A 14,873-nucleotide genomic window follows, 5' to 3' on the forward strand; every position below is an offset into this window, starting at 1 on the left:
GTTTGGTTTTCCATAGTACATATAGGTATCATCTAAATAGAAGTTTTCATATAGTCTCGTTAACTGACAAAATACAATAAATTTATCCAAAAAATAACATATTGTTGTATAATGACAATAAATATAAGTATGGAGGGGAAATTTTTGTCGGTTAATAATTATTTATCTACTTTATCAAGTAGCCTAGTCCTTTCAGCTACGGAAACTGCCAACATTCGAACTTCAATCGAGAATTTATCAAGAAAATTAAATTCCTATTTTAATCAAGGTCAGTTACACACTCATTTTCAATTTGGTTCAAGCACAAGAGGAACGATTCTTCCTCGTAGAGTAGATTCTGAATCAGATGTCGATTATATGGTAGTGTTTAAGAATCCTAGAGGATTTACCCCAGAAACATTATTAAGACAATTAAAAGATTTTATGTACACCTATTACAACCGTTCAGAAATATATAAAGATAGCCCAACAATGGTTCTTGAATTGAATCATATTAAGTTCGAACTAGTTCCAGCTATTCAAGACGCTTGGGGCAACTTCTCAATTCCCTCAAAGCAAAATATCTTTTCCCAATGGATGCCCACTGACCCTTTGGGATTCAATGAGAAAATTACTAGAGTTAACGTGTATAACAATTCTAGAATTAAACCATTGGTTCGTTTACTTAAATACTGGAACACAAACAAATTAGACGGTTATCTTTATTCTTTTGATTTAGAAAATATGTTGGTACAGAAATACAATTACAATAGCAGAGGTTCATTAAAAGAGTATGTTTACGATACTTTTGAAACAATGACTCCTAGCTACGGTGATTCTCAAAGATTTATAGAACGTTTAGGAAGGGCAAAAAAAATTATCTATGAAGCTAAATGGCATGAACAAAGAGGTTACGAGGTTCAAGCTAGAGAAACAATTAAGAATCTCTTTCCAGAAGTTTATGTGAGGTAATGTATGAGTGAACGTTATGATTCCTTAGATAGACACTACAAGGACATAGAAAAACTTAATACAGCAACTACTACATTATTTTGGGTAAACGCTGCTTTATCAATTGCGGTATTTTTTGTAGATAATTCCTTAACTGTAAAGAACATTTTGCTAACTGTGTTTACTATTACTACGTTTGGTTACTTTGTAATTGATAATTATTTAAGCATTTTCAAAATCCCAAAAGTTGAGGATATAAGAAGGGTTCATTTGTTAACGAACTCATTTAATGTTCCTTTAGATAACGAAAAAACTAACATGTACTACAACAATGAAATAGAACCTTCCTTATTAAAATTAGGGGCAAATATCTTTGAAAATTCCTTGTTTGCTAAAAGAGTTACTTACGAAATGGCAAAGAGAGAAAGAATTAAAATCGGGATATTTATAGTGGTGTTTTTTGTAGCACTTCTGTTAAGAACTACTGAAATGGAATTAATCTCTATCCTTGCACAAACTTTGTTTGCCAGCACCTTAATTCCTGCTTATGTTAGGCTTGAAGTTTTACATTTTAAAAACAAAGTAATTTTTGATTCCCTACATGATATTTTTCTCTTCCATAATCAAAGAACAAGTGAAAGTGATAAGAGAATGTCTGCAAAATTACTTGATTGTTTCGTTAAGTATGAATCTGCAAAAGCATATTCGGGTGTGAAGCAGGATTCAAAGATTTTCCACAAAATAAACCCGGAGGTTACGCAAGAGTGGGAAGAAATAAAACGTAGTCTAAATGTAGATAGAGTAACTAATTAAACTGTCTTTTCTTTAAAAAGAAATTCCATCATGTTAACAGAAATATTGATAATAAACGTAGCTATTTAATATAGTAGAAATTAGTGTGGAGAAGGGGAGACGTTTGAAATATTTTTTTGTAGCTAGATTGCATGGGTTAACAATAAATCAGGTGTTGAATAGAGGCATAAGGGTATTAGAAAATTTAAGGGTTACAAATAATAAAAGTATAATTGAGTCAAGAAGTGACGACTTCTTTAAAACAATGCTTGGTAAATTAGAATATAACAGCTTACTTCAAGGTCCATTTGTGTACGCAGAAGGTGATTACGAGGATGATAGTGAAAATGTAGAAAATGGCAGATTGGAATTTTTGAACTATTACCTTAGATTATGTCAAACAGTAGGGACATCCTTATGGCTTACTAAAGACAACAGTGTAAGAACTGAACTAGGTTTCTTATATGTGTATGATAAAAAATTATTAACAATTCAATCAGTATCATCTAATATGAGAACAACACAATTTGTGGATTGTAAAGGTGGCAATGAAGATACTGTTTTCTCAGTTGAAGAAATTAATGACTCAATAAAGTTATATACGGACATATTTGGAGAAAATACTAATGCTGATTTAGACCATTATGAAACAAGCAAAATAATTACCATGGAAGCGAATAGATTAGAGAGGTTTGTATACTTTCTTCAATCCACTAGGACCCAAGGGTTTCCACCAGGTAGAATTGCTATGTATTGCATGTTATTAGAAACATTGTTATCAACGAGTAAAGCTGAAATTGGACATCAATTAGCAGAGAGAACAGCTTTATTATTAGGAAAAGGTATTGAGGAAAGAGAAAAGATTTATAAGTTTATTAAAGATGCTTACTCTGTTAGGTCAGCAAATTTCCATGGAGACAAATTACCAAGAAAATATAGAAGTATTGAAAAACAGACTGAACTTTGTATTGAATTCGATAACTATATAAGACGCTTATTTAAGATTATTTTTACTAATAGTGAAATAACCAATCGCTATAAAAGTAACGACGAGAATACAGAGTTAAACAAATGGTTCAATGAACTTATATTTTCATAAGGTATCTTATTAGTTGCAGATAATTTTAACTTGCATTAATAAAGCAAAATTACTATAATGGTAATTGTTCACTAATCGTATGAAGTGTTTCAGTAATGACCACAATTTACTGTTGAAGAAACGTTAATATCTCGGTACCTCACACACATATAACTGAAAGAATGAAGTGAAAACTCGACTCAAAATCGTGTTCCTTCTGGAGTGTCGGTTCGACCCCGACCACCGGTACCATTTTACTTAACTTAACAGCGTGAATTCAAGACTTTCTACAGTTGTAGAAGGTCTTTTTTGTTGTCTAAAAAGACGACTAAAAAAAGTGAAAATCGTGTGCCTCGAATCGTGTGCTTAGGAGGCTGTTATGAAAAGACGAAAAGAATTATCAGAAGAAGAGTTAAAACTAATTTCAAAAAAGATTAGTGATGATGAAGCACTAGAAATCTTCTTTAGAGACTGTTATTTAAGGAACTTAAGACCTGCAACAATTGAGTACTATAAGAATGAATTTCATGCTGCAAAAAAGTTATTGAATAAGCCATTAGTTGAGTGTGTGCAAAGGGACCTAGAAGATCTTATTTTGAATAGTAAGAAGTTGATAAAGGTAACCACAATAAACACTCGTTTAAGAGCGCTACGCTCATTCTATAACTTCTTAAAGAAAAACAAATTAATCTACACAAATCCTATGAAGAACATTAAGTTATTAAGAGATCGGCAGAAGACTATTGAGACATTAGACAATAGTGAAATAGAAAAATTAATAAAGACGATTAGAAGGTATAAGACATTTGTTTCTTTTCGTGACGAAGTAATTCTATTGTTATTTTTGGATACTGGAGTTAGGCTGTCTGAGATTGTTGGTATTGAGACAAAAGATATTAGAGGTAGTAGCTTAATAATAAAACGCACCAAAAATTTATTTGAAAGAACTGTTTATCTTTCGCAAATTACTCAAGAGCAATTGAAGAGGTATTTGATCATTAGGGGAGATTTAGAGACAGATAAACTTTTTATTAGTCATGATAACAATGATCTAAAACCACACAGTATTCAAACAAGATTTACGAAGTATGGAAAGGATGCAGGAATTAGTAAAAGAGTTAGTCCACATACATTCAGGCATACGATGGCTAGACGGATGATTGTGGCTGGAATTGATGCTTTTTCTTTAATGACTCTATTAGGTCACTCAGATATGACAATAACAAAGAAGTATGTGAATCTTTGGGGTGAGGATATAGAAAGAAAGCATAAACAATTTGGAGCACTAAAGGGATTGAATATATAAATGTACGAATGTTTGTTCGTGTTTTAAAATTAAAAAGAGAGTGGCTAGATTGGACCCTTTCCACCCTCTAAAAACACAGCGCAGAAGAAAACTTCTACATTTTAATGATAGCAAGTCGTTTTCTTCAGTGTCAAGAAGGAGCGAGAAGATGAAGTTAATGTCGGTATTAAGTGGTAAAGGATTTGTTATGTATAACAAAGATTTAGCTCGAACAGTATCAGTAAATGCATCAATTATTTTTGGACAACTTTGTTCGAGTTATGAAAGCTTTGGAAGTAAAGGAATGCTCACAGTTAGGGGAGAAAAAGAATACTTCTTTTTAACTAGTGAGACATTATTAGAAGAAACATCATTAACGTATAAGCAGCAGCTTAAAGCAACAAAAGAACTTGAGCAAACGGGGTATATTGAAACACGAATGATGGGTGTTCCATCAAAGAAATACTTTCATATAACTGAAAAGGTTGTTGAACAATATTTAAAGGGAAACCCTAGCTCTGCCAAAAGGGAAGACCTGATTGTATCAACGGTTGAGGAGCAGCATTTACATAATGTAACACCTAGCTATGACAAAAGGTCAACCCTAGGAATGACAAAAGGTCACAGCAAGCCTTTACAAAAGGGCACCGCTATTAAAAAGAAAAATAAAAAAGAACAAGATAAAGATAACAATGAAATATTGTTAATTAACAAGGACATTAACAATTTTAAAAGTCTGATGATGAATTCTTTTGAAAATCACTATACTGAGTTTGCTGTAGGAAGATGGAGCAAGAAAGATTACTTTACGATTGCAGATCAATTTATTAACGAAGTGATTAATGACAATCGATATGTAGAAATACCAGAAGAAAAGATTGAAGGATATGTTTATCAGTCATTAAAGAATATTGCATATAAATCTGATTTCAAGCATGGAAAAATTGATTTAAAGAATCGAGTAAGTAAAAATGTTCCTGTTTATGATTGGCTTAATTATGACAACGAAGGAATACCTTATTAAACTTCTCTAGAATAGCTTCCTGAGGTCCTAGGATTGGCGACATGACATTTTATAATAGGATACAAATAATTCATATTATCTCTCATAATCTAGTTAAAAAGCCAATTTTTTTAAAATTTTTTTTCAAAATTGCTTTACAAGAACATATGTTCCGATATAACAACTCTGTAAGATAAATAAAATACAACTTGCGGAGGTAATACAATTATGAAAAATACGCAGACAATCCAAATTTCGATTTACAATTCTTTTAATAACTCTTTCTCAGAGAAAACAGAATATGAATTTGTGTATGAAGCAAAAGTTACTTGTGTTGCTGAATTTATTGTTTTAACTTATCAATTCAATAAATTTGTTAAATATAAGAAGCCAACCGACAAAAATTGGTATACTCCTAGAACAATGATAAAACGATTGTTTAAAAATGAAATAGAAAACATACCGTTAATAAAAATTGCTGAGGTGAATTGCTGGGAAAAGAAACGTGAGGAAGCTAACCTCAAAAGAGAACAAGCTGATTTACGCCGAGAAGAAAGACAAGGTATAACAGATAAAGCAATGGCAGAAATGTTCGAACATGACAACTTATGCTCTGAATTTGATTACTATACACATGAGGAATATTCATGCAATAACACAAATCTTAATACTAAAGATGAAATTGTAGTGGCATTAAAAAAAGAATTAAGTAATAAACTTGGCGATATTAGAAACGACAGAATAATTTGTAGTGATTTTGAATATCCCGTACGATATGAAGTGCAAAGAGCAATTGCTGACTATGTATCTTCTTTAATATATCGGTTAACAGACGATGAAGAATATCATTGGAAAAAAAATAATTCTCCTGAAATTCATAATTTAGACAAAGAAATAAATGAATATCGATTAATAAAATGGTCAGAATTAGAGCAGCAGTAATGCTGTTCTTTTTATATGATGGTCAAAGGCGAAGCCTTTGCCATGCGACAAGCGAAGCTTGATCGCAAAGTGGTACTAAATTGTACACGAGTATATACTCTCAAGTACAGTTTGGTACCAAGAAGATAAAAATCTTTCTTCTAATTGATTTACGTTTTTATTCTAGAAGATAAAATTCTTCTATAAAAACTAACATAAGGAGAAATGCAATAATGAAATCAGGAAATGAAATGTACTTACAGTCAATAAAATTATCAAATGGGTATAAAGCGAAGTATGTATCTGAATTAGTTACTTATTCAAAAATAGTAAAAGGAATAATTAACTTAATTGAATCTCCATGCGGTACTGGTAAAACAACTTTCTTTATTGATGAAGTTATTAAAAAAGCAAAGAATAAAGAACGAATCCTTTACTTGGTTGATACATCTGTTTTAGAGGAATCTTTATTAACTAAGTATGAAGAATACTTGAAGCCTTACAATCCTACTGTTAAAGGAACAATGGAGTATAGTATCGATCAACTTCCTAGTCATGGATTTGGTATTCAGATGAATAAAGAAATAAGAAAGGATAATCGTGCGATCTGTATGACATATGCAAAATTTGCACATGTTTTGAGTGTCAGTAAAGACAATAATTTTTTAAATAACATTAAATTTATGTGTTGTGATGAAGTTCATAACTTGGCGAAGTATATTGGTTATGAAGTTCAACTTGGTGCTAAAAAAGAAGAAACAAAATTATATAAAGCTCTTGAAAAAATTGTTAGCTCTACTGAAAAAGGAGTTTTTAAAACTTTGTTTATGACGGCGACTCCCTATAGAATTACAAAGATTTTAAAAATGAGCTTAAATTATACATGTAACAAAATCGTATCTGAAAATGAATTACGAGGATATTTATTTAACAGTCAAAAAGTTTATACAAATATCAATAACATCTTGAAGGAACTTAGGAAAAGTGACTTACCCGAAGATAATAAAATTCTCATGTATGTTGAAACTATTAAGAAAGCAGAGGAGGTTCGATCTAAACTAGAAATGAATGGATTTAATGTTGCTTGTCTTTGGAGTATTAATAACGAAAGAAAAATGGATAATCTGTCTAGAAAAGTTCGAGAGCATATTATCGAAAATGAAGAAATTCCAGAGTATGTAGATATAGTTATTATTAATGCTGCTTATGAAACTGGTTACAATATCTTTGATACAGAGAATATGGCTCAAACAGTTATTGTCCATAGTAGAAATTCAGAAGTGATAACTCAGGTACGTGGAAGAATTCGACATGACATTGAAAGTTTAGTTACTTTAAATCAGAGTGGTTCAATTGAAACAATTAAAAGAGATGGTACTGTTGTTGAGCTCTGTCCAACCAAGCTTGAAAAGTACATTGGTATTCCATTGACTAAAGAGATAAAGGACAAATTTATTCAAGAGCTTAATTTAATCAATGGTCATGGTCGCCAATTGAAATGGACGAGCGTTAAAAAAATGCTTTCTGAAAATGGTTTTAAAATAACATCAGGTAAAAGCAGAGTTAATGGAAAACAAATAAAATTTGATATTATTGAACAAAATCATTAATTCGTACAGTAAGTTGTGCTTATGTATATTATTATATAGAGGCTACTAAATTGCTTGCCTATGCAAAATAGTGTCTCGAGAAGTGTCTATCAAACCCTACTTGTGTATAAATATTTATATAAGAGTTGTTTACTCGAGCACCTTTCATTAATTGATATCTTCAATTTGATATTAACTGTTTCTTGTATTGCTTAAGATTCAAAGGATGTAGCTAAACCTATATCTAAACGAGATCAGTTTTTTCCATGACTGATCTCACCTCCAAACTTAAACAAAACTATCCGAGTCTTTGTTTTTCCATTCCTCCAAGTTTGGTTTTTTATCTCGGATAGTTTTTTATACTATAACTTACTTATAAAATGATAAATTGCTAGTCGAAGGTGCATCCAAATGGGTGCATCTTTTTATTTTTGTTCATGATTTGCTTAACTAAGCAAATATAATACTATCTGGAGGCGTATAGAAAATATGAAAATTGAGCTCAGAGTCAAAAATGTCGAATTACGTGCAAATAAAGATGATTCATTAACCGTTTCTGGCTATGTAAACAAAACTGGTCAGTGGAGTGAAATCCTTGGAGTTACAAAGAAATTTAAAGAAAAAATTGCAAAAGGAGCTTTCAGTTCTGCAATAAGAAAAGCTAAAAACGACATTGATTTTTTAGCAGAACATGATAGTAAAAAAATCCTTGCTTCAACTCGTAACGGTTCATTGAACCTTACTGAAGATGAGCAGGGACTTTTTATGTCTGCAGTAATTACCCCAACTTCTTACGGGAGAGATTATTACGAATTAATTAAATCTGGGATACACAGAAATATGTCATTCGGATTTAGGACAATTAAAGATTCATGGAAGAATATTGGTTCAGGCTTATTTGAAAGAACAATCGAAGAACTAGAACTGTTCGAAGTTTCTGTGGTGAAAAGTCCGGCTTATTCACAATCAACTATTGCTGCACGTGGTATTGACTTAGTTGAAGAAGTTGAAATTCCTGAAGATGTAAGCAGAGAAAAAACAAAGGAGAAAACAAATATGAAAATTGAACATCGTTATGTAGAAGTTCCAAAGAATGAAGTTGAAGTACGACAGGAAGAAGTACGAGAATTTAACGAAGGGTTACGTGATTTAAATTTAACTTCTGGAAATGAATCTGTTCTTCCAACAGCAGTAGCAGAGATGATTGTTGAAAAATTAGATGAATCTTCACCTATATTCGCAAAAGCAAGAAAGATACGTTCTGTTGCTGGATCAATAAAAATTCCTCGAGAAACAGCAGTGGGTATTGGGTCCTTTGTTGGTGAAGGGAAAGAATTAATTGAAGAAGCTTTTTCTTTAGGAGAAGTTACATTAACTCAAAAACGTGCTGGAGCTTATATTGCTTTAACTAATCAACTAATAAATGATGCTGCTATGAATATGGCAGAGTATACTTCAAATTTATTAGTAAAGCGTACATTTAAAGCTATTGAACGTTCTATTCTTCAAGGAGCTCAAGTAGATGAATTTGCAGGCATTGTTCCTAACTCTGAGATTGGTAAACAAACATTAAAAGTAGGTGCATCAGACCAAGAAGCTCTTGATACTCTTATGGATATGTCACTATCGATTCATCCTGAATATCTCCAACGTTCACAATTCATTATGTCGAGACCATTCTATAACCGTATTGCAAAATTGAAAGATGCAGCAGGACATTTTTACGTTCAAAATGGGTTTGTTAATGGTAAACCAACTTATACATTATTCGGATTAGAAGTAATTATTACTAGTTCTCTAGATGCTGGTGATGTCAGCCATGTACCTTGTATAGTGGGTAGTATTGAAGATGCTTATGCGGTAATGATTAAACAAGGTGGTAAGATGACAAAGGTTCAAGATTCTCAGCATGCTCTGCAAGGTTCAGTAGGATTCTTATTTGACATTTACGTGGATGGAGCAGTATACAATCCAGATGCATTAACAAAGTTAGAGATTATTGCTTAATAGAGAAGGTCTTCGGACCTTTCTTTTTTTATTTGTCTGAAAGGAGTAAGGAAATGAATGAATTGATGAAACAATTAAAGTGTATAGAATCATGTGTTGATAGGGAGACATATAGATTTGTTGTAGCTGAAGCTATTGTTAAACATATTGTTAAGCAAATTCAAGTAAGGAATGAAGAGCTGAGCAAACAGAAGGTTGTCGATAAGGTCAACTTAAGCTTAAGAGCATTGAAAATCGAACCTGTCAGCTACGGCTTTGTAAGGAAGTTCTGTGACAAGTAGAAGGTATGGCCTATCTTTGTAAGAAAAAAAGGTGAATGAACTGATATAACAGGGAGGTGTCACTTGCACACAAGGTACCAAAACGCCCAAACACGTTAAACTTATAGCAAATTGCAAAAGATATTATTGCTCTGAGACAAACACTTGATCTTAATTCCCATTATCTTCAAACCTTTTACTAAAAAGAACTATTTTCATGATAAAATAGTAATCATGTTTGATAGAATAGTATATGTTATTCAATGAAAGTTAGGTGAAGAGTTTGGATCAAAAAAATCATAAAAGTTTCGTGACATTAATAAATGAAATAGACACGAAACAACATACACAACGTGATAGAGGAACATTATTTGAATTATTATTTGTTGCATATTTAGAAAATGAGCCAATGTATAATCGTTTATTTGAAAAAGTATGGAAATTAAGTGATGTTCCAGCTGAATATAATATTCCTAAAAAGGATACCGGTGTAGACTTAGTAGCAAGAAAACGAGAAACAGGCGAATTGGTAGCTATTCAGTGTAAGTATTACTCAGAAGGTATGGTCATAAGGAAAGCACATATCGATTCTTTTTTAAATGAAGTAGGAAAGAGTTATTATTCGGAAGGAATCATTGTCACAACAACTGATAAGTGGAGTGATAATGCAGACGACGCTTTAAAATTCAGAAATAAAATCATTTCAAGGATTTCCTTATCAGATTTGCAACAAAGTCAAATTGATTGGTCGGCTTATTCTTTTAATAATCCAAAGAAAGTTAAATTACAAAAGAAAAAAACTCCACGTCCTCATCAAATTCCAGCTATTGAGGATGTGGTGAATGGGTTCAAAAACGCTGATCGTGGAAAGCTAATTATGGCTCCAGGAACAGGGAAAACTTATACATCAATGGCAATTGCAGAAAAACTCGCAGCTGAAAAAAAGGATACATATAGAGTTTTATATTTAGTTCCGAGTATACAGTTATTATCTCAAACATTGCGAAGTTGGAATGCTGATACCAACTACAAGATGGATTCCATTGCTGTGTGTTCAGATAGAAAAGTTACAAAAGAAAAAGGTGAAAATGAACTAGAAGACATTGCTGCTGCTGATATTGGATATCCAGCTACTACAAACACTCAAAAATTGTTGGAATATCAGAACAAAATTGAAAGCAATGAGAATCCAGGAGACTTTTTAGTTGTCTACTCGACCTACCAGTCTATTGATGTAATTATTGAAGCTCAAAAAAAGGGTTTTTACCAATTTGATTTAGTTATATGTGATGAAGCACATCGAACTACAGGCGCAACTGAAAATGGGAGAGAAGGAAGTGCTTTTACCAAGGTACATAGTGATGACAATATTAAAACTGTTAAACGATTGTACCAAACTGCAACACCTAGGGTCTATGGAGAAGATGCAAAAAAGAAAGCTGATGAAATGTCAGTATTAATTGCAGATATGGGCGACTCCGAAATATATGGTGAAGAATTCTATCGAATTGGATTTGGTGATGCTATTCGTAAAGATATTCTAACTGATTATAAAGTGATGGTTTTGGCTGTTGATGAAGAAGTCATCGCTCGTAGATTTCAACAAATGCTTGCTCGAGAATCAGAACTGGAGTTTGATGATGTAACAAAGATTATCGGCTGTTGGAATGGGTTGGTAAAAAGAAAAAGTCATTCTGATGAAACCCTAGGTCAACCGATGAAAAGAGCAATTGCATTTACAGGTACTATTAAAGATTCAAAATTAATAACTAATATGTTTTCTCAAGTAGTTGATGAATACATTAGTGAAGTTAATGAAGACAGTTTCTCAATAGAAATTGAACACGCAGATGGTTCGATGAATGCACTTAAGAAGAATGAAAAGATTTCATGGTTGAAGGCTGATGTTCCTGATCATACGTGTAGAATATTATCTAATGCGAGGTTCCTAACGGAGGGTGTTGACGTTCCCGACTTAGATGCGGTTATGTTCTTAAAACCTCGAAAATCGAAAATTGATATTGCACAAGCTGTAGGAAGAGTAATGAGAAAAGTAGAGGGAAAAGATTATGGTTATGTAATCTTACCTATCGGTATTCCAGCTGGTGTGGATCCTAATTCAGTTCTAGACAATAACGATAAGTATCGAGTAGTGTGGGAAGTTTTAAACGCATTACGTTCATTAGATGAGCGTTTTGATGCAACAATCAACAAACTTGAGTTGAACAAGAAAAAACCAGGTCAGATTCAAGTCATTGGAGTAGGCGATCCGCCTGAAGATGGGTTAATTAGTCCAGAGCCTGAGGATGAACAGCTATCATTTTCTCTTACAGATGAAGATTGGTCTGAACTCGAACGAGCGATATATGGAAAGATTGTAAGGAAAGTAGGAAATGTACGCTATTGGGAACAATGGTCGGAAGATGTTGCTGACATTGCCCGAAAACATATTATGCGTATACACGTCATGCTAGAGGACGAAAACACTGAGGCATATAAAGAGTTCCAAAAGTTCTTAGCGAGTTTACGATACAATATCAATGATTCCATAACTGTGAACCAAGCTATTGAAATGCTTGCCCAACATTTAATAACAAAACCAGTATTCGAAGCATTATTTGATTCTTATAGCTTTGTTAATAATAATCCAGTTTCAAAAGCAATGGATTCTATGCTAACAATTCTAGATGAACAAGGATTAGTTAAAGAACAAAGAAGGCTACAGGAATTTTATGAAAGTGTTAGTGTCCGTGCTAAGGGAATTGATAATCTAAAAGCTAAGCAGGAAATCATAATTCAACTTTATAATCGGTTCTTTAAAGTAGGATTTAAGGACACAACTGAACGTTTGGGAATAGTCTTTACACCTATAGAAGCTGTAGACTTTATTGTTCGCTCTATGGATGAAGTACTGAAAAAACACTTTGGAAAATCATTAGCGAGCGAAGGGGTACATATACTTGATCCATTTACTGGAACAGGAACATTCATTACAAGTGTTTTACAAAGTGGGTTGGTACCTAAAGAGGATTTAGTTCGAAAGTATACTCAAGAACTTCATGCTAATGAAATTGTTCTATTGAGCTATTATATAGCTGCTATTAACATTGAAGAAACGTATCATGCAATAATGGAAGGGGAGTATAAGCCCTTCGAAGGTATTGTTTTAACAGATACTTTTGAAACTACCGAAAACAAAGATTCATTTATGGATGAATTATTTGATGAAAATAATGCCAGATTAAAGAAGCAGCAAGAAGAACCAATATTCGTAATAATGGGAAATCCGCCATATAGCGCTCGGCAAACTAATGAAAATGATGGACAACAGAATAAGAAATATCAGGGACTTGATAATAGAATTAGAGATACGTATGTAAAGAATTCAAATGCTGTTAATAAAAATACACTTTACGATCCTTTGATTAGAGCATTTAGGTGGTCTTCAGATAGGCTTGGTCAGCAAGGTGTAATAGGTTTTATTACAAATGGATCTTATATTGATACATCAACTGCAGAAGGGATTAGAAAATGCTTTCATGAGGAATTTAACTATATATATGTTTACAACCTTCGTGGAAATGCGTATTTACAAGGAGAGGATAGACGTAAGGAAGGGGGCAACATTTTTGGTGAAGGTAGTAGAACGCTTATTGCTATAACCCTTTTAATAAAGGATGGTTCCGATAATCATGAAATATATTATCGTGACATAGGAGATTATCTAAACAAGGAGCAAAAGCTTCAGCTTTTAAAAGAATCTTCTCTACTTAATTCAACTGAATGGACACAAATTTTTCCCGACAAGAATAACGATTGGGTAAATCAAAGGGGCGGCGAGTATTCCAACTTTGTTTCAATAGATCCTGAAGAATCAGGAGTCTTTTTAGAAAAATCCCTTGGTATTAGTACAAATAGGGATATTTGGGTCTATGGTTTTTCTAAAACACAAGTAGAACTCAACACTCAAATAATGTTGAATAATTTTAATACTGAAATTGACAGATTAAAAGAAATTTCAAATAAAGAAAAAAGGATATCTCTTTTAAATATAGCCCCTAATTTTGTTAGTTGGAGTAGTGGTCTAAAAAATGTTTTTGCTAAAGGTGAGAAGCTCTTATTAAATCCTGCTGAAATTCAAACTCATATTTATCGTCCTTTTACTAAAAAATGGTTGTACTACGATAAAAAAGTTATTGAACGCCCTCGTAAATGGAAGGAAATATTTGGAGATAGTAATAGAGCTATTCTTGTTCCAAATAATGGTTCTAAACGAAGTTTCGCTTGTTTAATGGTTGATACAGTCCCAGATTTAAACTTTTTCCATGGTGGAGCTCAAGGATATGTACTTTTCAATAAGAAGAATGTTGTTGAGTTATTTAAAGACAATGAAAGTAATATTTCAGAGGATATAGCAAAAAAGTTTGATTTATCTACAGAAGAAATGTTTTACTACACCTACGCTGTAATGCATTCAAAAGATTATCGGACAATGTTTGAAAATAATTTAAGAAAAGAATTTCCTCGTATTCCTAAAGTTAAGCATGCAGAAAAATATGTTGAAATTGGATATAAATTAGCGGAAATTCATTTGAATTATGAAAATTGTCCTCCTTGTAGCGAGACTAAGATAGAATTTTTAGTGAATCATCCATCATATAGAGTGAATAAAATCAAACAAGATAAAAAAAATAAGTCTATTATCGTTTTTAACAATGATATAAAAATAAAGAACATTCCTGAAAAAGCATTTGAATACAATTTAAATGGTCGTTCTGCAATTGAATGGATTATTGAACAGTATCAAGTAAAAACCGATAAAAAATCAGGCATTACAGATGATCCAAATAACTATTCTGATGATGAGAAGTATATATTCAATTTGCTACTCTCTATTATTAATGTTTCTGTTCAAACAGTTGATTTGGTCAATAATTTACCAGCATTAGTAATAGAGGAATAAGTTAAATAAATTAATATGAAATATCAATTTTATTTCATAAGAAAA

10 protein-coding genes are annotated in these 14,873 nt (G+C 32.3%); all 10 read left to right on the plus strand.

What is annotated here, in order from left to right; translation table 11 throughout:
• The first annotated feature begins 144 nt into the window (after positions 1-144).
• The 10 genes from ACFS5O_RS00530 (at position 145) to ACFS5O_RS00575 (ending at position 14,828) form a co-directional block, all read left to right on the plus strand.
• Positions 145-951, plus strand: coding sequence for an SMODS domain-containing nucleotidyltransferase (locus tag ACFS5O_RS00530; RefSeq protein WP_205724516.1), 807 nt, complete (start codon positions 145-147; stop codon positions 949-951).
• Between the two features lie 3 nt (positions 952-954).
• A complete protein-coding gene (locus ACFS5O_RS00535; protein ID WP_205724517.1) occupies positions 955-1,743 on the plus strand; it encodes a hypothetical protein in 789 nt (262 codons plus the stop codon).
• 103 nt (positions 1,744-1,846) lie between these two features.
• The gene (locus ACFS5O_RS00540) at positions 1,847-2,821 is read left to right on the plus strand and encodes a HEPN domain-containing protein (protein WP_205724518.1); all 975 of its coding nucleotides are present in this window, start codon (positions 1,847-1,849) and stop codon (positions 2,819-2,821) included.
• A gap of 358 nt (positions 2,822-3,179) precedes the next feature.
• Entirely contained in the window at positions 3,180-4,106 is a 927-nt protein-coding gene (locus tag ACFS5O_RS00545) for a tyrosine-type recombinase/integrase (protein ID WP_205724519.1), read from the plus strand.
• Positions 4,107-4,254: 148 nt separating this feature from the next.
• Complete coding sequence (locus ACFS5O_RS00550; RefSeq protein WP_205724520.1) at positions 4,255-5,109, plus strand: hypothetical protein; 855 nt, start codon at positions 4,255-4,257, stop codon at positions 5,107-5,109.
• A 207-nt stretch (positions 5,110-5,316) separates the two neighbouring features.
• Positions 5,317-6,030 (plus strand): hypothetical protein, encoded by a 714-nt coding sequence (locus tag ACFS5O_RS00555; RefSeq protein ID WP_205724521.1) that lies wholly within the window; start codon positions 5,317-5,319, stop codon positions 6,028-6,030.
• A gap of 212 nt (positions 6,031-6,242) precedes the next feature.
• Positions 6,243-7,619: a DEAD/DEAH box helicase gene (locus ACFS5O_RS00560; protein WP_205724522.1), complete on the plus strand. Its 1,377-nt coding sequence runs from the start codon at positions 6,243-6,245 to the stop codon at positions 7,617-7,619.
• Between the two features lie 468 nt (positions 7,620-8,087).
• On the plus strand, positions 8,088-9,605 hold the full coding sequence (locus tag ACFS5O_RS00565; protein WP_205724523.1) for a phage major capsid protein: 1,518 nt from the start codon (positions 8,088-8,090) through the stop codon (positions 9,603-9,605).
• 53 nt (positions 9,606-9,658) lie between these two features.
• Positions 9,659-9,886: a hypothetical protein gene (locus ACFS5O_RS00570; protein ID WP_205724524.1), complete on the plus strand. Its 228-nt coding sequence runs from the start codon at positions 9,659-9,661 to the stop codon at positions 9,884-9,886.
• 253 nt (positions 9,887-10,139) lie between these two features.
• A complete protein-coding gene (locus ACFS5O_RS00575) occupies positions 10,140-14,828 on the plus strand; it encodes a DEAD/DEAH box helicase (protein ID WP_318300070.1) in 4,689 nt (1,562 codons plus the stop codon).
• The last annotated feature ends 45 nt before the right edge of the window (positions 14,829-14,873 follow it).

The sequence above is a fragment of the Fictibacillus nanhaiensis genome, assembly GCF_042686385.1.
GTDB classification, from domain to species: Bacteria; Bacillota; Bacilli; order Bacillales; family Fictibacillaceae; genus Fictibacillus; species Fictibacillus nanhaiensis.

What these genes read in the sequence shown, in the direction of transcription:
- ACFS5O_RS00535 (WP_205724517.1), top strand. Translation starts at nt 955, where the DNA reads ATGAGTGAACGTTATGATTCCTTAGATAGACACTACAAGGACATAGAA.
- ACFS5O_RS00545 (WP_205724519.1), top strand. Translation starts at nt 3,180, where the DNA reads ATGAAAAGACGAAAAGAATTATCAGAAGAAGAGTTAAAACTAATTTCA.
- ACFS5O_RS00550 (WP_205724520.1), top strand. Translation starts at nt 4,255, where the DNA reads ATGAAGTTAATGTCGGTATTAAGTGGTAAAGGATTTGTTATGTATAAC.
- ACFS5O_RS00555 (WP_205724521.1), top strand. Translation starts at nt 5,317, where the DNA reads ATGAAAAATACGCAGACAATCCAAATTTCGATTTACAATTCTTTTAAT.
- ACFS5O_RS00560 (WP_205724522.1), top strand. Translation starts at nt 6,243, where the DNA reads ATGAAATCAGGAAATGAAATGTACTTACAGTCAATAAAATTATCAAAT.
- ACFS5O_RS00565 (WP_205724523.1), top strand. Translation starts at nt 8,088, where the DNA reads ATGAAAATTGAGCTCAGAGTCAAAAATGTCGAATTACGTGCAAATAAA.
- ACFS5O_RS00570 (WP_205724524.1), top strand. Translation starts at nt 9,659, where the DNA reads ATGAATGAATTGATGAAACAATTAAAGTGTATAGAATCATGTGTTGAT.